Here is a 25,506-nt window from a genome sequence, read left to right on the forward strand (position 1 = left end):
CTCCTAATGGCGTGTGTACTTTCTAAGCATCGGTACACAATTATATAATGTTTCCAACGTATAGTCAATTTCTTCTTCTGTAGTAAATTCTGACATACTGAACCGAAGCGTTGCGTCCAGATATTCTTTTCCGGCTCCGATTCCTTTTAATACCCCGCTGATTGCTGGGTGGTTGGATGCACATGCCGAACCGGATGATACATAAATTCCCTTCTCTTCCAGTGTATGAAGAAGAACCTCACTCCGGATTCCTGCAAATCCCACACTGATGATATGTGGTGCACTTGTTTCATCATAAAGTCCGTGGATCACAGTATGATCGATTTTCTGTACCCCTTCGATAAAGTGCTGTTTCAAGGCACGCATATGTGCCACCTTTTCATCCAGGTCTGTGTAAATCGTCTTTGCTGCCAGCCCGATTCCTGCAATCCCCGGTACATTTTCTGTTCCGGAACGCATGTTTTTCTGCTGCTCGCCTCCGAAAATGATCGGTTTTACTTTTGCTTTTTCATTGATATAGATAAAACCGATTCCCTTCGGTCCATGGATCTTATGTCCGCTTACAGAAAGCATATCGATTCCCATCTTTTTCGGGTAAATCTTATATTTTCCAAATCCCTGTACTGCATCCACATGGAACAGGATATTTTTATTATAAGCCTTTACGATCGCAGATGCTTCTGCAATCGGCTGAACCGATCCCACTTCGTTATTCACATACATGACCGATACCAGAATCGTCTCGTCACAGAGCGCTTCCTTTAACGCATCCAGGCGGATCCGTCCATACTCATCAACCGGAAGATAGGTCACACGATAGCCCTCCTCCTCTTCCAGGTAACGCATGGTATTGAGAATTGCCGGATGTTCAATTGAACTGGTGATCAGATGCTTGCCGGCACGGTGATTGGCACGTGCACCTCCGATCAATGCAAGGTTGTCACTTTCTGTTCCACCGGATGTGAAATAAAGTTCCTTTTCCTGCACCTTCAGAATCTTTGCAAGTGTCTCCTTCGCCTCACGGACATACGCTTCTGCATCCACACCTTTTTTATGCATGGAGGATGGATTGCCGTAATCCTCACACATCACTTTTCCGACTATATCCCGAACACACTCATAGGCTCTCGTTGTTGCTGAATTATCCAGATAAACTTCCATTTTTCTTTGTCTCCCAAACACTTCTTCTCTTTATCTTATGCAGTTCTTTGCCTGCCGGTCTACTGTTCCAGTTCAAACATCAGTACAGCAAGCGTTGCAAGTCCGGCTGTCTCTGTCCGCAGGATCCGCCTGCCCAGGGTGATGACCTTCGCCCCCATACTGACTGCTGCATCAACTTCTTCCGGTTCAAATCCACCCTCTGGTCCGATAAAAATCCCAACAGACTGTCCACTTTTAATCTGGCGAATCACTTCTCTTGTCACTTCCATACCACCTGCAAGTTCATACGGAAGCAACGTCACATCAAGCTCTTCTGCCATTTTCAGTGCTTCTCTATAAGAAAGCGGCATGGTAACTTCCGGGATCCGGCTTCTTCCGGCCTGCTTTGCCGCACTTTCTGCGATGGAATTCCAACGGTCCGCTTTTTTCGCTGCTTTCTTATCATCCAGACGCACAACAGAACGCTTCATTGCCACAGGAATCACCTGATACACGCCAAGCTCCACCGCTTTTTGCACGATCAGCTCCATCTTGTCGCTTTTGGGAAGCCCCTGGAAAAGATACAGCTTTGACGCCGGTTCCGTGTCCGCTTCCATCTCTTCCAGAATATGCAGAACCGCCACATCTTCTTCATAGGCTTCCACCTCGCACAGATAGGTTCTGCTTTCTCCGTCACTGATTTCAGCCTTTTCATGCAGCTTCATCCGGAGCACATTCTTCATATGATTAACATCTCCGCCTTCAATCCGGATCTTATCTCCGGAGATCTGCTGTGGTGTTACAAAAAAATGATGCATCTTTTCTGATCCTCTCTGCCTACGCTTTCGTTTCTTTTCTCGCTGTTACAGATACCCATTCTCCCTGATGATGAACCTCCAGGACCGTGAGACCTGCTGCCTCTACCGCTGCTTTTACCGTCTCCTCCTTGTCTTCGATGATACCACTTGTCACGTAGATACCACCATCTTTTAACTGGTTCACGATCACCGGTGTCAGCGGCACCAGTACGTCTGCAAGAATATTCGCCACAACGATATCATAGCATCCATAACCAACTTTATCCTGGACCGCTTTATCATCAATGATATTTCCGATCATTACTTCGTATTTATCCTTTGAAATACCGTTGACTTCCATATTTTCATAGGTTGCATCAATCGCACACGGATCCAGGTCTGTTCCTACAGAATACTTTGCACCGAACATCAGAGCCAGCATTCCAAGAATTCCACTTCCGCATCCTACATCCAGAATTCTGGTGTCCTCTGTCACATATTTGCGGAGCTGACGGATGCAGAGCTGTGTGGTCTCATGCATTCCCGTTCCGAATGCAGTTCCCGGATCGATATGCACGATCATCTTGCCTTCATCTTCCGGCTTTACTTCTTCCCAGGACGGAATGATCAGGATATCATCCACATAGAACTGGTGAAAATATTTTTTCCAGTTATTGACCCAGTCCACATCCTCTGTCTGGGATTCTTCTATCGTTCCTTCACCTACTTCCACATAGGCACGCATATCTTCCAATTCATTTTTCACAGCTTCCAGAAGACTTTCTTTATCTTCATCTTCTTCCAGATAGAAACTGATATATGCGATACCGTCATTGATTCCTGTCTCCGGAAGGATATCAACAAACATCTGCTCTTTTTCCGCCTGTGTCATCGGAATCTTATCCTCAATCTCGATTCCCTGTACACCAAGGTCCATCAGCATACTACTGACAATGTCTTCTGCCTCGGTTGTTGTCTTTAATCTGAATTTATTCCACTTCATATTGGTTCTCCTTTTATTGTTGTCCAAGCAAATAATCAATAAACTGCTGTGCAGTACGTCCGCTTAATCCACCATGGCTCAATTCCCATTTGTTTGCCTCCTGAAGAAGCTTTTCCTCTTCCATCTCGACACCGTAACGATCTGCAAGCGTGGTGACAATCTTCTGGAATTCTTTTTTATCCGGTTTTCCAAAATAAATGGTCACGCCGAATCTTGCTACCAGCGACAGTTTCTCCTGTACGGTATCATTGGTATGCAGTTCTTCATCTCTGTCAGCTTTATCTTTGAATGTCTCACGTACCAGATGTCTTCTGTTGGAAGTTGCATAGATCAGGATATTATCCGGTTTCTTCTCCAGACCGCCTTCGATCACCGCTTTCAGATATTTGTACTCAATCTCGAATTCTTCAAAAGAAAGATCATCCATATAAATAATAAATTTGTAATTCCGGTTCTTAATCTGTGCGATCACATCATTCAGGTCTTTGAACTGATGCTTGTACACTTCGATCATACGAAGTCCCTGGTCATAATACTGGTTCAGGATTGCCTTGATCGAAGAAGATTTACCGGTTCCGGCATCACCAAAAAGCAGACAGTTATTAGCTTTTTTACCCTTTACAAATGCCTCGGTATTATCGATCAGTTTCTTCTTGGCAATGTCATAGCCCACCAGATCATCCAGATGGACGTGTGCGATCTTGGTGATCGGCACGATCTGTGCTCCTTCTTCCGTATGCTCAATACGGAATGCCTTGTGAAGTCCGAAAGTTCCCACTCCGAATTCTTTGTAGAACTGGGTTACAGTTGTCTTAAATTCTTCTGCATCATCTGTCTGTGCAAGAGCTTTGCTTAAGTCGCAGATCCGGTCGCGAATCCTCTTGTTAAATACATGTCCCTTGGCATTGACCGGATGATATTCCTCAATCAGTTCCAGACTGTCTGTACCGAGCTTTTCACCCATCTCTTTCAGATCATATTCGAACAGTTCTTTGAAAATCTGAAAATCATGAAGGGCTGCTTTATTGACGCTTCCCTCTACCTCTCCTACCACTTCACAGGCTGTGCTGTAAGCATTCTCACTGTTGGCAAGCAGGAACGTCAGGAAGGTATGCCAGAGGTTCCCCTCGAATCCATAGTTTGCAGCCAGCTCGATCAGCTCATTTAAATTTTCGAAAAGAAGGCTCTTCAAATCCTCTTTGTTGTAATAATCATTATCTGCATTGTCGATCAGAAATGTCATGTCCCGAAGCAGATCTTCATGTTCCATATAACGATATAATATCAGTTCATTTGTTCTCATAGACGTGTCCTCTCTTTTTCAGTCTAATAATTTCCAAGGATTTTCAGGTTCAGTGCTTCTTCCCTCAGTCCACGGATCGCATTTTTCACTGCGGCATCTGCCAGATTTCCTTCAAAGTCCACAAAGAAACGGTATTCCCAGCTTTTTCCTTCTACCGGCCGGGATTCGATCTTTGTCATGTTCAGGTCATTGTAAATAAAATGGGAAAGCAGATGGTACAACGATCCACTCTCATGCGGTATTTCAAAGCAAATACTGATCTTGGATGCATTTTTCATGAATACCTTCTGGTTCGTGACAATGATAAATCTTGTACTGTTGTCAGATTCGTCATTGATCTCTCTTGCTAGGATATCCAGTCCGTAAAGCTCTGCTGCATATTCGTTGCAGACAGCTGCCTGCGTGGTATCCTGGTCTTCCATCATCTTCTTGGCCGCCATAGAAGTATTGGCAACACTGATCTGCTGCCAGGTTCCGTGTTCATCCAGGAAATGGGATGTCTGCATCAGTCCTTGTGGATGTGAATACACTCTTTCAATGCTGGAAAGTGTAGTTCCTTTCACTCCGGCAAGCATATGCTTAATCGGAAGGACCGTCTCTCCTACAATGTAATTTTCAAATTCCACCAGAAGGTCATACACCTGTGTCACCGGACCTGCGGAAGAATTTTCAATTGGAAGGACTGCATAATCTGCGCTTCCCTCTTCAATTGCTTCCATTGCATCACGGAATGACGGTACATGGAAGTTTTTCACATTTTTTCCAAAATATTTTAACATAGCTGCCTGATTGTTGGCTCCTTCCACTCCCTGGAAGACCACACGTGCACCATCAAGATCCAACTGATCCAGTCCGATAAAGGGAAGTCTTCCCAGAACTCCTTCCTCAGAAAGACGCTGGTACTGCAGCTTTCTGCTCATGCTCATCAGCTGTTCAAAAAGCTCCCGGATCCCTTTTTTGTTAAAATCTGTGGACACCTTTTCTGCTACTGCTGCCAGTTTCTCGTTCTCTCTTGTCTTATCAAATACTTTTCGTCCGTTCTTTATCTTATATTCTGCAACTCCTTCGCAGACCTTCATACGTCTCTCATAAAGCGTGGTGATCTGGTCATCGATCACATCAAGCTCTTTTCTCATCTCTTCCAGACTCTGCATCGTCCCACTCCTTATCGTTTTATCCTTATGTCTTCTTACGCTGACGTTACTAATTTTTCATTATAATATATTTTTTCTGTAAAATCTACATTTCTTCGCAAACCCGATCAGAAAAAACATGTAAAACTTTGTTGAAATACCCATGTTTTTGTTATATTATAGATAAAGAATATATGAAGCCGCACATATTCTGCGGTTATTTTTAAGGAGGTTTCTTATGAGACATTTAATGAGTCCTTTAGATTTTTCTGTGGAAGAGCTCGATAAGCTTATGGATCTTGCAGGTGATATCGAAGCTCATCCGGAAAAATATGCACATGCTTGCGCAGGCAAAAAGCTTGCCACTTTATTCTATGAGCCAAGTACCCGTACCCGACTGAGTCATGAAGCAGCAATGATGAATCTCGGTGGTAATGTACTTGGCTTTTCTTCGGCAGCTTCCAGCTCTGCTACCAAAGGGGAAAGCGTAGCAGATACGATCCGTATGGTTTCCTGCTATGCAGATATCTGTGCGATCAGACATCCAAAAGAAGGTGCACCGATGGTTGCAGCGCAGCACTCTTCAATCCCGGTGATCAACGCAGGTGATGGCGGACATCAGCATCCTACACAGACACTGACTGACCTTTTAACCATCCGTTCTTTAAAAGGACGTCTGAATAATCTGAAGATCGGACTCTGTGGAGACCTCAAATTCGGTCGTACCGTACATTCTCTGATCAATGCCCTGGTGCGTTATGAGAACATCGAGTTTGTACTTATTTCACCGGAGGAACTCCGTCTGCCAGGTTATGTACGCAAAGACGTACTGGATAAGAAAAATATCCCATATACAGAAGTAGAACGCCTGGAGGATGCCCTTCCGGATCTCGATATCCTTTATATGACACGTGTTCAGAAGGAACGTTTCTTCAACGAGGAAGATTATGTCCGTATGAAAGATTTCTACATCCTGGACAAAGGGAAAATGGAACTTGCGCCAAAAGATATGCTGGTTCTCCATCCACTTCCGCGTGTCAACGAAATTTCTGTTGAAGTTGATGATGATCCAAGAGCTGTTTATTTCAAACAGGTACAGTATGGTGTCTATATCCGTATGGCACTGATCCTGACACTTTTGGATATTCATGTAGATTAAGGGAGGCGAAAGACATGGTTGAAAATACACTGAACATTGGGAAAATTTCAGAGGGCTTCGTACTGGATCACATCAAAGCAGGAAAAAGCATGGATATCTACAAATATCTGAAACTTGATCAGCTTGACTGCTGCGTAGCCATCATCAAAAATGCCAAAAGTAACAAGATGGGTAAAAAGGATATCATCAAGATTGAATGCCCGATTGATATCATTGATCTGGATATCCTTGGTTTTATCGATCATAATATCACGGTAAATATTATCGAAGATTCCAAGATTGTTGAGAAAAAAGAACTGAAACTGCCATCTGAAATCAAGAATGTGATCAGATGCCACAATCCGAGATGTATTACTTCGATTGAACAGGGACTGGATCATGTGTTTGTACTGACTGATCCGGAGAACGAAGTGTATAGATGTAAATACTGTGAAGAGAAATACAACAGAAAGCGGGGCTAGCGTCGGCTTGTTAGACAAGGCGGACAAGTGCCACGCAAAGGACGCATGAAAAAAGAAATTTTTTTCATGCGTCCTTTATTTTTTGTCTCCTTCGTACAGTAAGAAAGAAGATCTTGGTATTGCTCGTCCTGTTTTCTGCAGTATGTTTGTCCGGCACAGCATACAGTGGATATTGACAGAATGCAGTCATAGATTTTCCGTCCATTCTTATCTTTTATCCAATAGCTTTTTATAAGAAAGATCAATCACAAACGCTCCAAGTGGCGCTGTCAGCACGATTGCAAGTACTGCCACCGTAAGTACCATATCCCCACAGGCAAATCCCAGCGAAAGCGGAATTCCTCCGATTGCTGCTTGCACGGTTGCTTTCGGTGTATACGCCATCATCACAAAGGCTTTTTCTTTTCCTCGAAGACTGGTTCCAAGCAGACATGCAAATACACCCAGCATCCGGAACACCAATGCGCCTGCGATCAAAAGCACCGCCTTGATTCCAACCTTTCCCAGATACCCGATATTGACCGTTGCCCCCACCAGTACAAACAGGAACACCTCTGCTCCAACCCAGAGTTTCCCGTATTTTACAGAGATTCTTTTTGTAACAACCTCCCGTTTTTTCTGCAGTCCAATTCCAATAAACATAATTGCGATCAGTGCAGAAAATGTGATTGCAGTTGTCATTTTATCTTCAATCGTAACCAGCAGGAACGAAATACTCAAAATAATCAGAACCTTTGTGGTATCCCGAATGTGAACTTTTTTAAAAAAGCATGCCAGCAGGACTCCGATCAGCAGTCCGATCGCAATTCCCAGAATGATCGATACCGGGATATTTACAAAGCTGATGACCGAAGCCCCTTTTCCCTGCATCATTCCAACAAAGGTAGAAAATAATACGATCACATAGACATCATCTACCGATGCTCCGGCAAAGATAAGCTGTGGGATTCCTTCCTTTACTCCATATCCTTCCTCCATCAGCTTTACCATTCTCGGCACCACAACCGCCGGTGAAACGGCCGCAAGCACTGCTCCCATAATTGCAGCTTCCAGCAAGGTGATTCCCATCAATTTCGGTGCAATCAAAAGCATTCCCAGAAGTTCAAAGCTTGCAGGGACAAAGCACATCATCACTGCGGATCTTCCTATTTTCTTCAGTCCTGACAGATCCAGCCCAAGCCCTGCCCTTGTCAAAATGATAATCAGGGCAATTTTCCGGAGTTCGGATGAAATTCCAAGAATACTGCTGTCCAGCAGATTCAAAACATATGGTCCGAGAACTACACCGGTCGCCAACATCCCAAGCAAACCTGGCAATTTGATCTTCTGACAGATCCAACTCATACACATTCCAACAAGCAGGATCAGCGCAATACTTAATAACATAAAAAATACCTCCTATAGACGCAGAAAAACAAAAGCGAATATGTCTTCGAAATTTCTGGTATTTGTCCATAAAAATCTTTCCCTTGATTTTAAAACAAATCCAGCATATTATCCAGATACAATTCCTCTCTTACATGCAGCTGATATTCCGGCTTTGTCATATAATACAGCAGAAATTCCAGGATCAGCGCACTTCCAAGTCCCCTGCCTTCGATCTTAAAATTTGTAAATCCCATCGGCAAATAGATATTTTTGATATCATCTACACTGATAAATCCCGGATTTGTCAGTGCTTTTGAAAAACGATAGCCTTCCTTTGCATTTGGCGCAGTACACCGGTGTTCCTCTCCATCTTCTCCGAGATTCTTCCGGCTCACATCCTCATAACAGGCTTTCCGGTCCCTGCAGCCGAACCAACAACACTCATTACACAGGAATTCAACTTTATCCTTCTGACCTTCTGATAATGTATTCCATTTATCCAACATCTTATTCAGACGGAAATCCGGCACGACATATTGAAAATCTTCTCTCTGGATTTCCCGCAGACACTCCTGAAATTCGGTCAACACTTTCGTGGTAGATGAAACCAGATAGAACCCCGGATACTTCTTTTTCAGATAATCCACCAGCAGCTCTGAGTGCACGATCACACCGTTTTTCACACCTGTGCTTTTCTCAAATAACTGACAAAGCATATTGCATCTCTGATCCGCAAGGTGCTCTTTCCTGAGCAGAGAATTACTAAAGGTCAGACGGGCAGAAATCCCGTACTTCTGCATAAGTGCAAGCACTTCTTCCGGCTCAGCTTCTCCTGCTTCCACACGTCCTCCGCCCCACAGGCAGTCTTCCGGGGCTCCATAAATGGAACCAATCTCACACCAGTCATAGAAATACTCCCTGTGTGTATAAAACAGCGGCAAAAAAAGTCTGTACAGTTCATAAAATTCAAACAAGCCCGGAAGATGGTAATATGCTACATTCCCTCTTTCCCGACTTTGAAAACGATCATTCCTCATTTGACACTCCTACATAACTTTAATCCTCCTAAAACTACCATATTTTTCAAACGATTGTCAAACGGATTATCACGTTTTTTTATTTTTCATTCCACTCAAAAAATCATTCACACAATACTACGATATCATAAAAACTAAAGTTTTTTAAAGAACACCACAACAAAAAAAGAATCTATATCCTTCATGAATATGAGTACAGATTCTTTTCAAAATTTCTCAATTAAAAATAAAAAAGCAAGCAAAACGATAAGCCGGGTTATGTCGTGGACGTTCATCTATCCAGTTCTGCTGTTGCCAGCAGACTCAAGCGACCAACCTGAAGCATGACGGGCCGCCATACCACTTCTTTTCGGTCTTGCTTCGGATGGGGTTTACATATGCCCTGTGTGTTACCACCCAGGCGGTAGTCTCTTACACTGCCCTTCCAACCTTACCTGCATCTGCAGGCGGTATATTTCTGTTGCACTATCCTTAGAGTCACCTCTACCGGACGTTATCCGGCATCCTGCCCTGTGAAGCCCGGACTTTCCTCGTCTGCGGCCTTTCGGCACCTGCATCCGCGAACGTCTGTCTTACTTGCCTTAGATACTTTATCACATTTTTTTATCAGTGTAAAGGATTTCTTCTACACCCCCGGATCAACCTGCAGCTCATTTCCGTCTGCGGCCGTTGTCGCAAGAGTATCACAACGTTCATTCTGCGGGTGTCCATCATGCCCTTTTACCCAATTGAAGTTCACCTGGTGCGGCTTTTTCGCTTCCAGAAGCCGCTTCCACAGGTCGGTATTCTTGACCGGCTCATTCTTCCCACGCTTCCAGCCCTTTTTGATCCATCCCTCAATCCAGTGCTGATTGAATGCATTGACCACATATTGGGAATCAGAATAAAGCTCTACCTCGCAAGGTCTGTTGAGCGCTTCCAGCCCCCGGATGACAGCCATCAGCTCCATCCGGTTATTGGTTGTCCGCACATAGCCGCCGGAAAGCTCTTTAACGTGAAGTTCTCCCTTCGGGTCTACATATTCCAGAACGACTCCATAACCGCCCGGTCCGTCCGGATTACCTCTTGCCGCTCCATCTGTATAAATACTGACTTTCATAACTTGTCTCCTTATAGTTCAAATACCTGTCCCATTTCCCGGATCCGCATGATCTTCTCCCGGTATGGTTCTGATACTTCCATTCCGATAAGCCGATCCTGCACCTCGTACTGCTTCCACATATGCATCGGAAATACAATCTTCGTATCCGTATGCCGCATATACCAGTCAAAGCCCCAGTAAAACTGCTCTTCCTGTCTCGGGTCAAGCACGACAAATGCAAGATCGATCTTTTCACCGGCCAGCGTTTCAATCTCCTTTTGATAATCGCCGCGCATCATCCGGTTATACGCATCATCTTCCTCTTCCCAGTGCCACCAGTTCAGATCCCCTGCATGATAAATGATCCTGTCTTCGCATCTTACCAGAAAGGCAACCCCTTCATCGGTTGAGCGCAGACTTTTTACCTTTGTATCCCCGACAGTAATCTCATCCCTTTTTCGCATGAAATGTTCCGATTCACGCTGCTCCTTTTTCGCAATTCTGATATCCTTCGGGAAAACATATTCCACATCCGGATACACATCCGCAAGCTTCAGGATCTCTCTGTTAAAATGATCCGGATGGGAATGGCTGGCAAATACCAACAGCTTCTTCGCTGGATCAAACTCCGGCATCGTTCCTTCATAATAGTCAAATAATAGAATATGGGATTCCAGTTCCACCGAAAATCCGCTGTGTCCGATATACGTCACCCTCATCTGTCTGCCTACTCCTCAACATCATCATGTTCACCGACTGCCGTCTCTGTCGCATAAACAATCTCCGGAAGAACATATTCCAGACACTCTTTAATGATCTTCGGACTTCCCGGAAGATTGACGATCAGGGATTTACCCCGGATACCTGCTGTTCCTCTCGTCAGCATTGCCCTTTTTCTGGTCCGTGTCATAAAAAGACGCATCGACTCTCCAATCCCCGGAATCTCCTTATCGACCACTGCCTTTGTCGCTTCCGGAACACAGTCCTCTTCTCTGCATCCGATCCCACCGATCGTAAGGATCAGATCTGCCATCTGTGCATCCGCGATCTTCGCAAGGATCTTGCGGATAACCTCCCTGTCATTTGGTACCGGCTGTACAAGCTCTGTCTTGAAGCTGACCTGATCGAGCACTCTTCGCACGATTGGCGAACACGTATCATCCTTCTGTTTTCTGTATATCATGGTGTCTGCTGATACAATTGCTACTTTCATAGATGTCCCTCTTTTCTTTTCTCCTCACGTATAGATTTCATGGTATCTTATATGACCATTCATTCCATGAAAATGTATCCCCTAACGTATAGACTTTAGTATAACATACTCTCGGATTGCCATGCAAGTTTCCCGCCGCCAATCGAATTGATTTAAGAAAAATTTTAGATAATGATGCAAACCATACCTCCGTTGCTGTCATTGACGATCTTCTGCATGGTGTCCTGCAGTTTTGCCTGACTCTCATCCCCGATCATGGCGATCTTGTTTCGCACGCCATCCATCACCAGCTCTTCGATCGATTTTCCGAAAATATTGGTTCCCCAGACTCCATCCGGGCTCTTTGCCGCCTCGTTGATATAATTTACCAGATCCTTTGCCTGCTGCTCACTCCCCACGATCGGTGCGATCTCGGTCTCAATGTTAGCTCGGATCATATGGATAGAAGGTGCTTCCGAACGGATCTTTACTCCGTATTTATTGCCCTGCCGGATTACCACTGGATCGTCCAGCCGGATTTCTTCTCTTGTCGCGCTGACTACACCATAGCCTTTCATTTTAACCGAAGCAAGTGCATCTTTGATACTTTCATATTCTTTCTGGAGCATGGCAAGATTACGCACTGTATGGATCAGATCATATTCTCCGCTGATCTGCGTTCCGGTCAGATCACTTAACATTTCATAATAACAGCCATCTTCTACCTTGATTTCAACCGAGATCTCACCGGTATCCATGGACACACCTGTTACATTTACTGCATTTATGTAGGTACTCTGCTCCGGCTTCCGGATCTCCATCGCATCCCGGATTTCTCCGATTCTGCCCATGACTTCTCTTGCATAAGATACCAGTTCTTCCCGGACCTTGTGATCTGCTGTAAGTATTTCCACCCATTTTGGAAGGAAAAATTTTACTTCTGTGACCGGAAATGCAAAGAGCACATTTTCCATGATCCGGTGGATATCTTCTTCCCGGAGCTGTTCACAGTTGACCGGAAGTGCCGTTACCTGATATTCTTTCTGGATTTCTTCTGCCACGTTTTTTGCCTCTGCGCTGTACGGTTTCCGGGTATTGACCAAGACCACGAACGGCTTGCCAATGCTTTTCAGCTCCTGGATCGTTTTCTTTTCTGCCGCCCGGTAGCTGTTTCTGGGAAGCTCTCCGATACTTCCGTCTGTCGTCACAACAATCCCGATCGTGGAGTGGTCATGGATTACCTTTTTCGTCCCGATTTCTGCCGCCTTTGTAAACGGAATTTCTTTTTCGTTCCACGGCGTTTTCACCAGACGTTCTGCTCCATTTTCCATGTGACCGGCGGCTCCCTCCACCATATAGCCCACACAATCAATCAGACGCACCAGCACACTCACATCCTTTGCGAGCTGGATTTCGGCAGCTTCTTTTGGCACAAATTTCGGCTCCGTTGTCATGATGCTCTTCCCTGACGCAGACTGCGGAAGCTCATCCACCGTCCGCTCTTTTGCATGCTCATCGGTCATTTTCGGCAGCACCAGCACATCCATAAAACGCTTGATAAAGGTTGATTTGCCACTCCGTACCGGTCCTACCACACCCAGATAGATCTCTCCATTCGTCCGGCACTGTATATCCTTGTATAAATCAAATGTATCCATACACTGTCCCCCTTTGATTGCTGATACAGTGTATGCGGGCTTTCCCCGGTTTAGAACAACTATACTGCCAGTTCACTTTTACTTTCTTGCCATCAATTTCAAAATCGGGTATGATAAATGGTAACAAAAAAGCGTATTACAGGCACGTAATGCCTTTCATTTATCAGAAAATCCTATCGGGATTTTCTTACAGTCAAAAAAGGAGGTATCCTATGCACGTAGGAAGAAAAGCACAAAAAAGAGAAAAAAAAGCCATGTCTGTCTCCCTGTACGGGAATCTGTTTTTCGTTATCGTTGAGATCGTCATGGCAATCTACACCAGTTCCCAGGCAGTTCTTCTGGACGCAATCTATGACGGAGTCGAGTTCTGCATGCTCCTGCCGTCGCTTTTTCTGATTCCGCTACTTTACAAGCCATCCAATGAAAAGCACCCGTTCGGTTATATGCAGATTGAATCTATGTTTGTCGTTGTCAAGGGCATTACCATGACTGGCGTTACCGTCGGGCTGATCCTGAACAATATCGAAATCATGATCCATGGTGGCAGAAAAGTCGCTTTTGATACCATTGCCTGGTTTGAATTATTTGCATTTTTTCTGGGAATTACCGTATCCATTTATCTCAAATATAAGAATCGTCTGATGGATTCCCCACTGATCACAATGGAAATGGAAGGCTGGGAGATCGACAGTATTGCCTCTTTCGGTATGGCAATTGCCTTCTTTCTTCCGGTTCTGCTGCCTTTTCCATGGTTCAGACCCATAACACCTTATCTTGACCAGATCATTACCGTCACCCTGTCCATCTTTATGCTGCCGACGCCGATAAAGACGGTAATAACCGGACTTCGGGATCTGTTCCTGATCCCGCCGGAGGAAGAGACTGTTGATGAAATTAAAGAAACGATCGAACCTGTCCTAAATGCCTATGGTTACAAAAAACTCTACTATGACATTCTCCGTACCGGAAGAAAGCTCTGGATCAGTGTTTACATCACCTTTGACAAAGATCTGGTTTCCATTACCCGGTTTAAGATTGTACAGAATTTCTGTATCCAGGCTCTTGCGAAAAAATATACGGATTTTTATTTTGAACTTCTGCCGGATATTGTGTTTACCACGGATGATGAGGCATTGACCAATCATATCGTAAACCAGTCGGAAGAAGTGGATCAGAATGCAAAATTTGCAGACTGAATTATCTGATCCTTATTCTTTAAAAATACTCATTTTCCAAGAAAAGCTGCCTTAAACGGCAGCTTTTCCTTTAAATTCTTTGATTGGATTCTTGATAAATTTTATGTACTGCTTTCTCAGCCATTCGATCAGCTTCGTCAGATACCGAAGTACCGGCTCGGTCGCAATAGAGAATATTCCAAAAAGCATAATGCATTTTCTGGACATTCCCGTAATCGCAAATAACTGTGGCAGGAAGATACTGCATCCTAACAGTCCGATCACGCATCCGATCCAGACGATCATACGCAGTGCATTCATCGGCTGGCAGATCCGGTAAAGGATCATGAATCCGACAATTGCAAGCAGCATCGTCGCCGCCGTAGAAATATCTTTGGATGCAACTCCGAACGTCTGTCCAAATACAACCAGCGCACCAACCGCAAGTACATCCGTAAGTCCTGCCGGAAGTGCCTTTAAGAACACATTGGTCAGGAAGTGTCCCTTAATGATATCCCGGTTCGGCTGCAGTGCCAGGAAGAATGCCGGAATACCGATCGTATACATGCTGATCAGCGATACCTGGGATGGCTCCAGCGGATAGGTAATCATAAAGACTGCCGAGAAAATTGCAAGCAGGAAGGAAAAAATATTCTTCACCAGGAACAGACTTGCTGAACGCTGAATGTTATTGACAACTCTTCTTCCTTCCAGAACAACCTCCGGCATCCTTGAAAAATCGGATTCCAGAAGTACCACCTGGGACGCCTGGACCGCCGCATCGCTTCCTGATGCCATCGCCACCGAACAGTCTGCATCCTTCAGGGCAAGCACATCATTAACACCATCACCGGTCATAGCGACCGTCATTCCCTGCTTTTTCAGTGCCTGCACAAACTGTCTTTTCTGTTCCGGGATTACCCTTCCGAAGACCGTATATTTGCTCACCGCAAGGGCAATATCTTCTTCGGTCTTTAATGTTCCCGCATCCACGTAATTCTCTGCGCCTTCAATTCCGGCCTGCTTCGCAGTCTCCGATACGGTGATCGGATTATCACCCGAAATAACTTTTATCGCAACACCCTGGTCCGCAAAATATTTGAAAGTCGCAGGCGCTTCTTCCCTGACTTTATTGAGAAGGAGGACATAACCAAGCGGCGTTACCGTTCCAGTCAGCGGCTTACCATCCGGCTCTCCATCATAGCTTCCAAATACCAGTACACGGAACCCCCTGGACGTATACTGTTCTATTCTTCCCTGATACTTTGTATAATCCTCACGCAGGACAAATTCCGGTGCACCAAGCACATATGCCTGATCTTTGAAAATTACTCCGCTGTATTTGACCGTGGAAGAAAAAGGAATCACTTTTTCCGGCACTTTATCTGAATGCTCTGTAAAATGTTCTTGCATCGCATGCATCGTGCTGTTATCCGCGTCCATTCCTTTGACAAAATCACCGATCATCCGGTTCAGATCCGGCATCTTTTCTTCGTCATAGGCCTTGGCTTTCACCACTTCACTGACACACATACTGTCTTCTGTGATCGTACCTGTCTTGTCAACACAAAGCACATTTACCCGCGCCAGAGTCTCGATACTCTTCATATCATGGAGCAATACCTTTTTCGATGCAAGACGCATTGCACTTACCGCAAGTGCCACGCTTGCAAGAAGATATAATCCTTCCGGGATCATGCCGATCACTGCAGCAACCATGGAGATAATACTCTGCCGGAAGCTGTCGTGATTATAGAAATAACTCTGCACAAACAAAATGATTCCTATCGGGATCAGTGCGATTCCGACCATTTTTACCAGCTTGTCCAGGGAACGGATCATCTCCGACTGTTCCCCCTGCTGCATGGCTTTTGCTTCCAGAGTCAGCTGTGAAATATAGGAATCCGCTCCAACCTTGTCCAGGCGTGCATGACAGCTTCCTGATACCACAAAACTACCTGACATCAGACGGTCTCCACGCTTTTTCGTGATCTCATCAGATTCACCGGTAAGTAAAGATTCATTGACCTGAACCTCGCCAGCCTCAACAACCGCATCTGCACAGATCTGGTTCCCTGCACGAAATACAACAATGTCGTCCACAACCAGCTGATCCGCCTCCAGATTCAGCGATACCCCTCCACGGATTACTTCTGCGTGCGGTGCATTCAGCATGGTCAGCCTATCCAGTACTTTCTTGGAACGGATCTCCTGAATGATCCCGATCAGTGTATTGCAGATGATGACCGGCAGGAATGTCAGATTTCGAAAAGAACCTACCAGGCACAGCAGAATCGCCAGAATCAGAAAGATCAGGTTGAAATAGGTAAATATATTATTATGAACAATCTCTTTTGTCGTAAGTCCCGGTGGAGCAACCTCATCATTGGTCCAGCCATTCTCTTCCCTTATCCGAATCTGCTCGGGATTAAGACCTACCCGGTAGTCTGGAACCACACGCTGGATCTCGCCGCGAACGACTTCTTCCTCTTGTGTTTCTTTTTCTTTTTTTCCGAATTTCATACAAAAAATCCTCCTGTATACACGTCATTATACGCCTATACGGAAGGATTTTCCATTAAGACTTTATGAAATTTCTTTGAAACTTTAATCCCACGGAAGGTTACTGTATTCGCTGCGCCCGTCACGCATCATCAGTTCACTTACCGCATCCTTTGCGGATTTGCCTTCAAAAAGTACCTGATTGACCTTTTCCACGATTGGCATGGATACCTCATATTTTTCAGCCAGCTCTCTTGCCGCTTTTGCTGAATACACACCCTCAACTACCATCTTGACCTCAGCCATCGCTTCTTCCATCGTCATTCCCTCACCGATCAGAACACCTGCCTTACGGTTACGACTGTGCTTACTTGCACAGGTGACGATCAGATCACCGATTCCGGTAAGTCCGGTAAAGGATTCCAGCTTTCCGCCCATCTTTACACCAAGTCTTGTGATCTCCGCAATTCCTCTGGTGATCAGTGCAGCTTTGGTGTTATCCCCGTATCCTAGTCCATCTGCAACTCCGGCTGCAAGTGCGATTACATTTTTCAGGGAACCGCCAAGCTCAATTCCTTTAATATCCGGGCTTGTGTAGACACGGAATACATCATTCATGAAAATTTTCTGCAGATAAATGGCGGTTTCTTCTGTCTCTGCTCCGACTACAACCGTTGTCGGAAGTTCGCGGCTTACTTCTTCTGCGTGACTTGGACCAGAAAGAACAGCTACATTTGCCTGCGGAATCTCTTCTTCAATCTGCTCAGAAAGTGTCTTTAAAGTACCCTCTTCAATTCCTTTTGCCACATTGACCAAAATTTGCTCTTCCTTTACATACGGGCACATTTTCTTCGCCGTAGCTCTGGTTGCCATAGACGGAACTGCAAGAACGACCACATCTTTTCCTTCCACACTTCCCTGCAGATCTGTTGTGATCTCGATCTCCTCCGGGATATGAACGCCCGGAAGCTTACTTGGATTTTCCCGCTTTTTTCTGATCTCATCTGCTTCTTCTTTTAAATAAGACCAGATGGTTACATGATGTCCGTTTTTATTCAGTACCAGGGCCAGAGCCGTTCCCCAGCTTCCTGAACCGATAACTCCGATTTCTGCCATAAATTATTACCTCTTATTTTTTCTTTTTTGAAAAACTGATCTTGCTCTCTGTACCATTTCTCAGACGTCCGATATTCGCACGGTGACGGATAAATGCAGAGAGAACAAAAAGTGCTCCGATTCCATACATTTCAAACAGATACTTCTGCGTCATTCCAAACATTCCCATCTGTCCGTCAACGACGAGTCCGACAAGGAACAGTACGGAAATCACCAGCGATCCCAGTGATACATAACGTGTCACGGCAACAATTACGATAAACACGATCAAACATACTGCCGCAATCCGAATATCTGTAGATAAGATCATACCTGCCGTAACTGCAATTCCCTTTCCGCCCTTGAACTTCAGATAGAATGGAAAATTATGTCCGAGCACTGCCCCAAAACCTGTATACAGCGAAAGGAGCGGTAAAATATCTGCGTGAGACTGTCCGTAAATTCCGCGGACCACCAGAACTGCGATCACGCATTTGAAGCAGTCACCTAGCAGGGTGATCATTCCGGCTTTGATTCCCATGGTGCGAAGTGCATTGGTAGAACCTGCATTTCCGCTTCCCATCTTGCGGATATCTACCCCCTGAGTTTTTCCATAGAAATAGCCGGTCTGAAACAGACCAAATATATAGCCGATCAGCAAACATACAAGACGTTCCATCTTATTTGTCCTTCTCCTTTCTCTCCCTGATAAAGAATTTAAGAGACGTTCCACGGAAGCCAAACGCTTCACGGATCTTATTCTCCAGATATCTCGTATAAGAGAAATGCATCAGTTCTTTATCATTTACAAAGATGACAAATGTCGGCGGTTTGACCGCTACCTGGGTAATATAGTAAAGTTTCAGCCGTTTTCCCTTATCTGACGGCGGCTGCTGCATTGCAACAGCTTCGGTCATGATCTCGTTAAGGACACCCGTAGCCACGCGGAGTGTCTGGTTCTCAATAACGGTGTCGATCATGTCAAAGAGCTTCGGAAGTCTCTGGCCTGTCAGTGCAGACACATACATGATCTCTGCGTAAGGCAGGAAAGACAGCACCATCCTGATCTGATGCTCATATTCCCTCGTGGTCTTATCGTTCTTTTCAATGGCATCCCATTTATTTACAACGATGATGACACCTTTTCCACGCTCATGTGCGATTCCTGCGATCTTGGCATCCTGCTCGGTTACTCCTTCTGCCGCATCGATCACAACCAGGACCACATCCGCTCTTTCTACTGCCGTAACTGTACGGATAATACTGTAGCGCTCCAGTTCCTCTTTGATCTTATTCTTACGGCGAAGTCCTGCTGTATCAATGAATACATACTCTTTTCCATTGTGCACTACTTCCGTGTCAATGGCATCTCTTGTAGTTCCGGCAATATCGGATACGATCACACGGTCTTTTCCGATCAGACGGTTGATGATCGAAGACTTCCCAACGTTCGGCTTCCCAACGATTGCAACTCTCGGACGGTCATCTTCCTCTTCCTGGCCTGCCCCTTCCGGAAAATATGCCAGAACCTTATCCAGCATATCTCCGATTCCAATTCGTTCCGATGCTGAGATCGGAACCGGATCTCCGATTCCCAGATTATAAAATTCATACACATCCGGCATCATCTTGTTAAAATTGTCCACTTTATTGACAACAAGGATGACTGGCTTATGGGAGCGGCGGAGCATATCTGCCACTTTTGAATCGGAATCTACAAGTCCCTGCTTTACATCTGTCATAAACAGGATCACATCTGCAGTGTCAATGGCGATCTGTGCCTGCTCTCTCATCTGGGAGAGGATCACATCACGGCTGTCCGGCTCGATTCCACCGGTATCGATCAACGTAAATTCTTTATCGAGCCAATTCACTTCTGCATAAATTCTGTCGCGGGTAACACCCGGCGTATCTTTAACGATTGCTATCTTTTCTCCTGCCAGTGCATTAAAAAGCGTCGACTTTCCAACGTTCGGCCGCCCTACAATGGCAACAACTGGTTTACTCATATTTTCTTCCTCCTGATATTTATTCGGAATTCTGCTTCTATATCATACTAGATTTCTTCAAAAAATGCAATTTTTTAACGCCTCTTTCTTGTCATTGCTTTTAAATAATGGTATAAAAGATAAGTAAGATTAGATAAAAAGCACTTAAAACGCTTATTATAAGGAGGCACTCATGACAAATATCGAACTTATGGAAAAAGCTCTTCCGACAGCACCACTTAAAATTGCTGCCCTGGAAAGTTGCAAGGATCTGGCAGAAAAAGTGGATCAGTACATCGTATCGTTCCGCAAAAATTCTCTGCATGATTTTCTGGATCCTGCAATCTATTCATCTTATGAAGCAGATTCTTATCTTGCAAAGAACAGTTGCCCACGTTTTGGTTCGGGGGAAGCAAAGGGAATGTTTGGCGAAAGTATCCGCGGAAAAGATCTCTTTATTATGGTGGATGTCTGCAACTACAGCCTGACATACACAGTAAACGGACATATCAATCATATGTCACCGGATGATCACTATCAGGATCTGAAGCGTATCATCTCCGCTTCTACAGGAAAGGCACACCGTGTAAATGTAATTATGCCATTCCTTTACGAAAGCCGCCAGCACAAGAGGACCAAACGCGAATCTCTAGACTGTGCAATGGCTCTGGAAGAATTAACCGCAATGGGTGTATCTAACATTCTTACATTTGACGCACATGATCCGCGTGTACAGAATGCGATCCCACTCAATGGTTTCGACAGCTTCAACCCTCTGTATCAGTTCATCAAAGCTCTGTTTAAAGCAGAACCGGATCTGAAAGCAGACAAAGACCATCTGATGATCATCAGCCCGGATGAAGGTGCAATGCAAAGAGCCGTATACTTCTCCAACGTACTCGGTGTTGATATGGGTATGTTCTACAAACGCCGTGATTATTCTACCATCGTAAATGGTAAAAATCCGATCGTTGCACATGAATTCTTAGGTGACGATGTACATGGAAAGACCGTTATCATCATCGATGACATGATTTCTTCCGGTGAAAGTATGCTGGATGTTACCAGGCAGTTAAAAGACCGCGGTGCTGAGCGTGTATTTGTATGTACTACTTTTGGTCTCTTCACAGAAGGTCTTGACAAGTTCGATGAATATTATGAAAAGGGCTATCTGGACAGACTGATCACAACCAATCTGACCTATCTGCCTCCTCAGCTTCATGATAAACCGTATTTCATTGAAGCAGATATGAGTAAGTTCCTTGCACTGATCATTGATTCGATGAATCATTCTACATCTATTAGTGCGGTTATGAATCCGACGGATAAGATTCATGATTTACTTGCGAAGAGAAATATGAGATAAATTTTGTTGGCGGGAAAGTAAGGATATATTAGCGAACAAACGCCGCAAAAGAACCATAAAACAGGACAGCTTCCTTTGTGCAAACCATTCCGATGAGCCTTTGAAAGCGAAAATCGTGTTCAGCAATGGCTTCCACGATTTTTGAGTCTCATCTCCATTGCACAAAAATGGAATCTGTCCTGTTTTATGGTTCTCTTGCGGCTGTTTGTTAGTATATTTTTACTTTTCTGGCAAACAAGAAGCTCTTTTTTATATCATATTATTTTGAAAATACTGCATCATTTTAACTAAAATGCCGTAAAACCAATATCTTTCATGGTTTTACGGCATTCTTATTTATCGTATTTACTTATACTGTCCTATCCCCATCAAAGAATTCCTGTCCGGTCGGGTATGTATAGGAATCTCCGATTTCATGAAGAAGGACGACTTTTAATTTATTATTCAGTGTTTTTTTATCCAGCTTGATTGCTTCGGTAAGCTGTGGGAGTGGGACATCGGCTTTTACCGGAAGTTTATAAGCTTCCAGGACTTTCCGGATGTGCTCGGCTTCGCCTTTTTTGGTGAGTCCTTTCTCTTCAGCAATCTTTGTGATCTGGTACATTCCGATGGCTACGGCTTCACCGTGGCTTTCTCTTTCATAGTGGAAGTGCTGCTCAATGGTGTGGGCAAGGGTATGTCCGAAGTTCAGGAGAATCCTCTCTCCGGTATCAAACTCGTCTTCTTCCACAACGCGGCGTTTGATATCGACACAGGTTGCGATCACATTGGTTAAATGCTCTTTCAGATTCTCATAGCATCCACATTTTTCCAGAAGATCAAAAAGCTTGCGGTCTTTGATGCATCCGTATTTGATAACCTCCCCCATGCCATCCGTCACGTAACGCTCCGGCAAGGTTTCCAGCACATCCGGATCGATCAGTACCATCTTCGGCTGATAAAAAGCACCTACCAGGTTCTTACCCTGTGGAAGATCGACTGCAACTTTTCCACCAACAGAAGAATCTACCTGTGCAAGAATGGAAGTTGGAATCTGTACGAACTTGATTCCTCTAAGAAAGGTCGCTGCCACAAATCCGGCAAGGTCTCCTACCACTCCACCGCCAAGTGCAACGATCAGGTCTGTTCTGGAAATCTTTGCTTCCAAAAGAGAACTGTATACCCCCGGAAGGGTTTCGAATGCTTTTGACGGTTCTCCATGTGGAATCACGGTTTCCGCACACTCATATTTTTCAGAAAGATTTTTCTTAAGCGCTTCTCCGTAATAAGAATAAACTCTGTCATCGGAAATGATCATGATCTTTGATCCCTGATATACTTCCGCTATTCTTTCTGCTGCTTCTTTCAGAATTCCTCTTTCAATATAGATCGGATAGCTGTGTTCCTTTAAATCTACCGTCATTTTCATCGTTTTGTTCCTCCCAGGCTGCTGTTTTTTACATTTCTTTACCGACTGCTTTTGCGATTCCGGTAATCTCTTTTAACAGTGTATCATATTTTTCCGGTTTCAGCGACTGTGCTCCGTCACAAAGTGCCGTTTCCGGACTGTTATGTACTTCGATGATCAGCCCGTCCGCTCCTGCCGCAACTGATGCTTTTGCCATCGGATCAACCAGCCACCATTTTCCTCCTGCGTGGCTCGGGTCTACAACTACCGGAAGATGGCTGAGTTTTCTTACTACCGGAATAGACTGAAGATCCAGTGTATTTCTGGTATAAGTCTCGAAGGTACGAATTCCTCTTTCGCAGAGGATAACATTTGGATTTCCGGATGCCATAATGTATTCTGCTGACATCATCCATTCTTCGTAAGTTGCATTAAGTCCTCTCTTCAAAAGGATCGGTCTCTTTGTCTGTCCGAGCTGTTTTAACAGGTCATAGTTCTGCATGTTACGTGCACCGATCTGGATCAGGTCTACCTTTTCATCGAAGATTTCCAGATATTCCGGTGACATCAGCTCTGTCACGATTGGAAGTCCTGTCTCTTCTCTTGCTGCACATAAGATTTCCAGTCCTTCAAGGCCCAGTCCCTGGAATGAATATGGGCTTGTTCTCGGCTTGAATGCACCACCACGGAGCATATTTGCACCGGATGCCTTAACAGCCTTTGCGATCTCGATCACCTGCTCTTCTGACTCCACAGAACAAGGTCCGGCGATCAGTGCCAGATGTCCGCCGCCAACTTTGACACCAGATACATCTACGATGGTATCGTCCGGATGGAATGCACGGTTTACAAGTTTATAAGGTTCCTGTACATGCATAACTTTCTCAACAGAAGAGTCTACTTCGAAAAGCTTTGGATCCACACGGACCGTATCGCCGATACAGCCGATAATTGTAAGATCCTCACCTTTTACAGTATGTACTTCCAGTCCCTTTGCACGGACCATATTCTCAACTCGTTTTACGTTTTCATCACTTGTTCTTGGTTTTAATACGATAATCATAATCTTTTTCCCTTTCTCTTCTCTCTACTAATCATCGAACATGTCTTTTAGAAGTTCCTTCGGAATTTCCTATGAAACAAAAAACCCCCGTCTTCTGTAAAAACAGAGGACGAGAGTATTATATACTTCGTGGTTCCACCTCATTTTGCAATTGTCTCACGACAACTGCCTCGTCAGGTACGTCGTTCATAACGGTTATACCCTTGCAGATAACGGCTGCTACCGGAAATACCTATTAACAATTCTTCAAAAGAATGCATTCAGTATCCTACTCCAAGAGGAATTCAATATAATCTTCGGTATCCTTCTTCCACCGATAAAGGACTCTCTGTGACGTCTTATTATATTTACTACTTCTTTTCATTGTATTTTGATAGTAGAATATGTAATTTTTAAAATCTATAGCTTATGTTACACGAATCAATAGGCTTTGTCAATCATTTTTCAGCAAATTAACGCGAGAAATATTTTTCTTTGATAATATCAACCGGCATTTCTTTTCCTGTCCAGAGTTCAAATGATGCAGCACCCTGATATAACAGCATATTCAGACCGTTCAGTGTCCGGCATCCTGCTGCTTTTGCTTTCTTCAGGAATAACGTCTCTTCCGGATTGTAGATTACATCAAATACAAACAGATCTTTTCTGAACACACTGTCATCTGTGATGATACATCTGTCTGTCTTCGGTGCCATACCGATAGAAGTTCCGTTTACCAGAATTGCACTTTCTGCGATCTCCTTTTTGAGGACTTCCGGGTCAGAGAAGTCATAGAGGTTGATCTTGCAGTCTGTCTTCTCATGAAGTTTCTCGATTGTCTTCTCCGCACGTGTGAAGAATTCATCACGGATGTTGAATACCGAAATCTCTGCTACTTTGTCAAGTGCTGCCTGGATCAGAATCGCTGCTGCGGCTCCACCCGCTCCAAGAAGTGTCATCTTCTTGCCAATGATATCAACGCCTGTCTCACTGACTGCACGCATGAATCCAATTCCGTCTGTCGTATAACCTGTCAGGACACCGTTATCATTTACAACAGTGTTGACCGCCCCACCAATCTCAGATGCCGGTGAAAGTTTATCAACCAGTGAGCACATCAGATTCTTGTCAGGCATAGTCAGGTTGAATCCTCTGACTCCCATGACTTTCAGACCATCTACTGCTGTCTTTAAGTTATCTGTTCCAACATCAAATGCCAAATATGCGTAATCCAGCTCCAGCTGGCGAAATGCTTCGTTATGCATCATTGGGGAAATGCTGTGTGCTACCGGACTCCCCAGTAATCCGGTAAGGACTGTATGTCCTGTAATCTCGTATGCCATTATCTCTTCCTCCTACGTTACATTTTCACACTGTAAAGTGCTACTTTTGTCCTTTATCATACCATATTTTTCAAAATACGCAAGCATCGTTATAAAAAAGACGATATTTTCTGCCTTTGAAAAAACATTTTGAAAAATTTTGAATACCAAATAAGAAGGAATGTTCCTATGTAACAAAAAGAGTATCACGTTTCTTCTTGTTCACGTGATACTCTTTCTTTCATGGCTTCTGACTGTTACTGCTGATATACGTTTTACTTTTTCATTTACAATCTG

General features: G+C 44.4%; 22 protein-coding genes, 1 other RNA gene and 1 other annotated feature. Of the genes, 4 read left to right on the top strand and 19 right to left on the bottom strand.

Annotated elements, in window-relative coordinates; translation table 11 throughout:
- Positions 1-3: 3 nt before the first annotated feature.
- The 5 genes from PGY05_RS12425 to pheA are packed head-to-tail and all read right to left on the bottom strand — an operon-like array spanning position 4 to position 5,397.
- Positions 4-1,161, bottom strand: coding sequence for a cysteine desulfurase family protein (locus PGY05_RS12425; RefSeq protein WP_008374989.1), 1,158 nt, complete (start codon positions 1,159-1,161; stop codon positions 4-6).
- A gap of 59 nt (positions 1,162-1,220) precedes the next feature.
- Complete coding sequence (locus PGY05_RS12430; protein ID WP_270476012.1) at positions 1,221-1,958, bottom strand: 16S rRNA (uracil(1498)-N(3))-methyltransferase; 738 nt, start codon at positions 1,956-1,958, stop codon at positions 1,221-1,223.
- 19 nt (positions 1,959-1,977) lie between these two features.
- Complete coding sequence (gene prmA, locus PGY05_RS12435; RefSeq protein ID WP_008374985.1) at positions 1,978-2,940, bottom strand: 50S ribosomal protein L11 methyltransferase; 963 nt, start codon at positions 2,938-2,940, stop codon at positions 1,978-1,980.
- 13 nt (positions 2,941-2,953) lie between these two features.
- Positions 2,954-4,243: an ATP-binding protein gene (locus PGY05_RS12440; RefSeq protein ID WP_270476013.1), complete on the bottom strand. Its 1,290-nt coding sequence runs from the start codon at positions 4,241-4,243 to the stop codon at positions 2,954-2,956.
- Positions 4,244-4,266: 23 nt separating this feature from the next.
- Positions 4,267-5,397: a prephenate dehydratase gene (pheA, locus tag PGY05_RS12445; protein WP_270476014.1), complete on the bottom strand. Its 1,131-nt coding sequence runs from the start codon at positions 5,395-5,397 to the stop codon at positions 4,267-4,269.
- 217 nt (positions 5,398-5,614) lie between these two features.
- On the opposite strand from pheA, the gene pyrB reads away from it, so the two are divergent.
- A complete protein-coding gene (gene pyrB, locus PGY05_RS12450; RefSeq protein WP_117823146.1) occupies positions 5,615-6,535 on the top strand; it encodes an aspartate carbamoyltransferase in 921 nt (306 codons plus the stop codon).
- 14 nt (positions 6,536-6,549) lie between these two features.
- Positions 6,550-6,996 carry an aspartate carbamoyltransferase regulatory subunit gene (locus PGY05_RS12455; protein WP_008374977.1) on the top strand — a complete coding sequence of 149 codons (447 nt, stop codon included), beginning with the start codon at positions 6,550-6,552 and terminating at the stop codon, positions 6,994-6,996.
- A 207-nt stretch (positions 6,997-7,203) separates the two neighbouring features.
- Here PGY05_RS12455 and PGY05_RS12460 read toward each other — a convergent pair whose 3' ends face one another.
- The 7 genes from PGY05_RS12460 to spoIVA form a co-directional block, all read right to left on the bottom strand.
- Positions 7,204-8,382 carry a cation:proton antiporter gene (locus tag PGY05_RS12460; RefSeq protein ID WP_270476016.1) on the bottom strand — a complete coding sequence of 393 codons (1,179 nt, stop codon included), beginning with the start codon at positions 8,380-8,382 and terminating at the stop codon, positions 7,204-7,206.
- An 89-nt stretch (positions 8,383-8,471) separates the two neighbouring features.
- Complete coding sequence (locus PGY05_RS12465; protein WP_270476018.1) at positions 8,472-9,401, bottom strand: hypothetical protein; 930 nt, start codon at positions 9,399-9,401, stop codon at positions 8,472-8,474.
- A 231-nt stretch (positions 9,402-9,632) separates the two neighbouring features.
- Positions 9,633-9,980: RNase P RNA component class A (gene rnpB, locus PGY05_RS12470), an RNA gene on the bottom strand.
- Between the two features lie 46 nt (positions 9,981-10,026).
- Complete coding sequence (gene rnhA / locus PGY05_RS12475) at positions 10,027-10,500, bottom strand: ribonuclease HI (protein ID WP_008374972.1); 474 nt, start codon at positions 10,498-10,500, stop codon at positions 10,027-10,029.
- An 11-nt stretch (positions 10,501-10,511) separates the two neighbouring features.
- Complete coding sequence (locus PGY05_RS12480; RefSeq protein ID WP_173824532.1) at positions 10,512-11,201, bottom strand: MBL fold metallo-hydrolase; 690 nt, start codon at positions 11,199-11,201, stop codon at positions 10,512-10,514.
- A gap of 8 nt (positions 11,202-11,209) precedes the next feature.
- Positions 11,210-11,695, bottom strand: coding sequence for a MogA/MoaB family molybdenum cofactor biosynthesis protein (locus tag PGY05_RS12485; protein ID WP_117834041.1), 486 nt, complete (start codon positions 11,693-11,695; stop codon positions 11,210-11,212).
- Between the two features lie 164 nt (positions 11,696-11,859).
- Positions 11,860-13,332 (bottom strand): stage IV sporulation protein A, encoded by a 1,473-nt coding sequence (spoIVA, locus tag PGY05_RS12490; RefSeq protein ID WP_270476022.1) that lies wholly within the window; start codon positions 13,330-13,332, stop codon positions 11,860-11,862.
- Positions 13,333-13,544: 212 nt separating this feature from the next.
- Between spoIVA and PGY05_RS12495 the strand changes: the two genes are divergently transcribed.
- Positions 13,545-14,528 carry a cation diffusion facilitator family transporter gene (locus tag PGY05_RS12495; RefSeq protein ID WP_055155642.1) on the top strand — a complete coding sequence of 328 codons (984 nt, stop codon included), beginning with the start codon at positions 13,545-13,547 and terminating at the stop codon, positions 14,526-14,528.
- A gap of 51 nt (positions 14,529-14,579) precedes the next feature.
- Here the strand turns inward: PGY05_RS12495 and PGY05_RS12500 are convergent, their stop codons facing one another.
- The 4 genes from PGY05_RS12500 to der form a co-directional block, all read right to left on the bottom strand.
- Complete coding sequence (locus PGY05_RS12500; RefSeq protein ID WP_195510338.1) at positions 14,580-17,030, bottom strand: cation-translocating P-type ATPase; 2,451 nt, start codon at positions 17,028-17,030, stop codon at positions 14,580-14,582.
- Positions 17,031-17,114: 84 nt separating this feature from the next.
- Positions 17,115-18,125 carry an NAD(P)H-dependent glycerol-3-phosphate dehydrogenase gene (locus PGY05_RS12505; RefSeq protein WP_195510340.1) on the bottom strand — a complete coding sequence of 337 codons (1,011 nt, stop codon included), beginning with the start codon at positions 18,123-18,125 and terminating at the stop codon, positions 17,115-17,117.
- Between the two features lie 13 nt (positions 18,126-18,138).
- A complete protein-coding gene (plsY, locus tag PGY05_RS12510) occupies positions 18,139-18,783 on the bottom strand; it encodes a glycerol-3-phosphate 1-O-acyltransferase PlsY (protein ID WP_270476024.1) in 645 nt (214 codons plus the stop codon).
- Position 18,784: 1 nt separating this feature from the next.
- Positions 18,785-20,113, bottom strand: coding sequence for a ribosome biogenesis GTPase Der (der, locus tag PGY05_RS12515; protein ID WP_008374955.1), 1,329 nt, complete (start codon positions 20,111-20,113; stop codon positions 18,785-18,787).
- A 172-nt stretch (positions 20,114-20,285) separates the two neighbouring features.
- On the opposite strand from der, the gene PGY05_RS12520 reads away from it, so the two are divergent.
- The gene (locus tag PGY05_RS12520; RefSeq protein ID WP_008374954.1) at positions 20,286-21,458 is read left to right on the top strand and encodes a ribose-phosphate pyrophosphokinase; all 1,173 of its coding nucleotides are present in this window, start codon (positions 20,286-20,288) and stop codon (positions 21,456-21,458) included.
- Positions 21,459-21,807: 349 nt separating this feature from the next.
- Here the strand turns inward: PGY05_RS12520 and aroB are convergent, their stop codons facing one another.
- From aroB to PGY05_RS12535, 3 genes are all read right to left on the bottom strand, one after another.
- The gene (gene aroB, locus PGY05_RS12525) at positions 21,808-22,866 is read right to left on the bottom strand and encodes a 3-dehydroquinate synthase (protein WP_270476042.1); all 1,059 of its coding nucleotides are present in this window, start codon (positions 22,864-22,866) and stop codon (positions 21,808-21,810) included.
- A gap of 28 nt (positions 22,867-22,894) precedes the next feature.
- Complete coding sequence (gene aroF / locus PGY05_RS12530; protein ID WP_008374949.1) at positions 22,895-23,908, bottom strand: 3-deoxy-7-phosphoheptulonate synthase; 1,014 nt, start codon at positions 23,906-23,908, stop codon at positions 22,895-22,897.
- A gap of 102 nt (positions 23,909-24,010) precedes the next feature.
- Positions 24,011-24,281, bottom strand: a binding site (T-box leader).
- Positions 24,282-24,360: 79 nt separating this feature from the next.
- Positions 24,361-25,230, bottom strand: a complete 870-nt coding sequence (locus PGY05_RS12535; RefSeq protein WP_008374948.1) for a shikimate dehydrogenase — start codon at positions 25,228-25,230, stop codon at positions 24,361-24,363.
- Between the last annotated feature and the right edge of the window lie 276 nt (positions 25,231-25,506).

Origin of the sequence: Coprococcus sp. AF51-11b1, from assembly GCF_027682785.1 — a bacterium.
Lineage (GTDB): Bacteria > Bacillota > Clostridia > Lachnospirales > Lachnospiraceae > Allocoprococcus > Allocoprococcus comes.

Excerpts from the sequence above, each read along its gene's own strand:
- PGY05_RS12425 (WP_008374989.1), bottom strand. The coding sequence starts at position 1,161 with ATGGAAGTTTATCTGGATAATTCAGCAACAACGAGAGCCTATGAGTGT.
- PGY05_RS12505 (WP_195510340.1), bottom strand. The coding sequence starts at position 18,125 with ATGGCAGAAATCGGAGTTATCGGTTCAGGAAGCTGGGGAACGGCTCTG.
- pheA (WP_270476014.1), bottom strand. The coding sequence starts at position 5,397 with ATGCAGAGTCTGGAAGAGATGAGAAAAGAGCTTGATGTGATCGATGAC.
- PGY05_RS12480 (WP_173824532.1), bottom strand. The coding sequence starts at position 11,201 with ATGAGGGTGACGTATATCGGACACAGCGGATTTTCGGTGGAACTGGAA.
- PGY05_RS12535 (WP_008374948.1), bottom strand. The coding sequence starts at position 25,230 with ATGGCATACGAGATTACAGGACATACAGTCCTTACCGGATTACTGGGG.
- PGY05_RS12485 (WP_117834041.1), bottom strand. The coding sequence starts at position 11,695 with ATGAAAGTAGCAATTGTATCAGCAGACACCATGATATACAGAAAACAG.
- plsY (WP_270476024.1), bottom strand. The coding sequence starts at position 18,783 with ATGGAACGTCTTGTATGTTTGCTGATCGGCTATATATTTGGTCTGTTT.
- PGY05_RS12430 (WP_270476012.1), bottom strand. The coding sequence starts at position 1,958 with ATGCATCATTTTTTTGTAACACCACAGCAGATCTCCGGAGATAAGATC.
- PGY05_RS12520 (WP_008374954.1), top strand. The coding sequence starts at position 20,286 with ATGACAAATATCGAACTTATGGAAAAAGCTCTTCCGACAGCACCACTT.
- prmA (WP_008374985.1), bottom strand. The coding sequence starts at position 2,940 with ATGAAGTGGAATAAATTCAGATTAAAGACAACAACCGAGGCAGAAGAC.
- rnhA (WP_008374972.1), bottom strand. The coding sequence starts at position 10,500 with ATGAAAGTCAGTATTTATACAGATGGAGCGGCAAGAGGTAATCCGGAC.
- aroB (WP_270476042.1), bottom strand. The coding sequence starts at position 22,866 with ATGAAAATGACGGTAGATTTAAAGGAACACAGCTATCCGATCTATATT.
- PGY05_RS12455 (WP_008374977.1), top strand. The coding sequence starts at position 6,550 with ATGGTTGAAAATACACTGAACATTGGGAAAATTTCAGAGGGCTTCGTA.
- PGY05_RS12460 (WP_270476016.1), bottom strand. The coding sequence starts at position 8,382 with ATGTTATTAAGTATTGCGCTGATCCTGCTTGTTGGAATGTGTATGAGT.
- der (WP_008374955.1), bottom strand. The coding sequence starts at position 20,113 with ATGAGTAAACCAGTTGTTGCCATTGTAGGGCGGCCGAACGTTGGAAAG.
- PGY05_RS12495 (WP_055155642.1), top strand. The coding sequence starts at position 13,545 with ATGCACGTAGGAAGAAAAGCACAAAAAAGAGAAAAAAAAGCCATGTCT.
- aroF (WP_008374949.1), bottom strand. The coding sequence starts at position 23,908 with ATGATTATCGTATTAAAACCAAGAACAAGTGATGAAAACGTAAAACGA.
- spoIVA (WP_270476022.1), bottom strand. The coding sequence starts at position 13,332 with ATGGATACATTTGATTTATACAAGGATATACAGTGCCGGACGAATGGA.
- pyrB (WP_117823146.1), top strand. The coding sequence starts at position 5,615 with ATGAGACATTTAATGAGTCCTTTAGATTTTTCTGTGGAAGAGCTCGAT.
- PGY05_RS12465 (WP_270476018.1), bottom strand. The coding sequence starts at position 9,401 with ATGAGGAATGATCGTTTTCAAAGTCGGGAAAGAGGGAATGTAGCATAT.
- PGY05_RS12440 (WP_270476013.1), bottom strand. The coding sequence starts at position 4,243 with ATGAGAACAAATGAACTGATATTATATCGTTATATGGAACATGAAGAT.
- PGY05_RS12500 (WP_195510338.1), bottom strand. The coding sequence starts at position 17,030 with ATGAAATTCGGAAAAAAAGAAAAAGAAACACAAGAGGAAGAAGTCGTT.